Source organism: Vibrio sp. 10N.222.49.C9 (assembly GCF_041474985.1).
Taxonomy (GTDB): Bacteria; Pseudomonadota; Gammaproteobacteria; order Enterobacterales; family Vibrionaceae; genus Vibrio; species Vibrio crassostreae_C.
The window spans coordinates 1-792 of record NZ_JBFRVD010001043.1 but is presented as its reverse complement, the minus strand read 5'-3'; the positions used below and the strand labels follow the sequence as shown (position 1 = coordinate 792).

Sequence of the window (792 nt, the reverse complement as noted above, 5' to 3'; positions counted from 1 at the left end):
AATCTAAATACGTGTTTTGGGTTTCTAGGGCTAAATAGGCAGTAGCCACAGCCAAACACAAACATCAGTACAGCAAAAATTGCGACCATAAATATGCGCAGTAAAGCAATCATTGTTTCATTCCTAGCGATATCCTTCGCAGTTATATGGTTATACCCGACATATCCAAATCTCGGGGACATTATTCTTTAAGAAGGTTGCGACCCATGTTGACCTAGGGCTAATTGCATAAGCCCGCAGACAATAGCGGTATTTAGCCCTACAAGTCTACCAAATAAAAAAGCCGAAACCATATGGTTTCGGCCTGAAATAGCATCTAAACAACCTAATTAGTCACTAAATCTTTCGATATTGGCACCCAACAAGCTGAGCTTATGTTCAATACGATCATAACCACGATCAATGTGGTAAATACGATCGACGATTGTTTCGCCCTTAGCGATGCAACCTGCAATCACCAAGCTCGCTGATGCACGAAGGTCTGTTGCCATAACCTGAGTACCACTTAGCTCATCACTATCACCACAAATCACTGAGTGGCCTTCGATTTCTGCTTTTGCGCCCATACGCTGCAGTTCAGGCACATGCATGAAGCGGTTTTCAAAGATGGTTTCAGTAATGACACCGCCACCTTTAGCCATCATGTTAAGCAGAGTAAACTGCGCTTGCATGTCGGTCGGGAAACCTGGGTGTGGGGCCGTACGAACAGTGATAGCCTTAAGCTCACGACCTGTCATATCAGCAGAGATCCAATCTTCTCCGGTTTCAACCTTAGCGCCCGCCTCTTCTAGC

2 pseudogenes are annotated in these 792 nt (G+C 45.1%); both read right to left on the bottom strand.

Annotated elements, in window-relative coordinates:
• Positions 1–113: pseudogene (locus tag AB4585_RS26815) on the bottom strand (1-acyl-sn-glycerol-3-phosphate acyltransferase); the annotation flags it as partial.
• A gap of 216 nt (positions 114–329) precedes the next feature.
• Positions 330–792, bottom strand: a pseudogene (locus AB4585_RS26810) (UDP-N-acetylglucosamine 1-carboxyvinyltransferase); the annotation flags it as partial.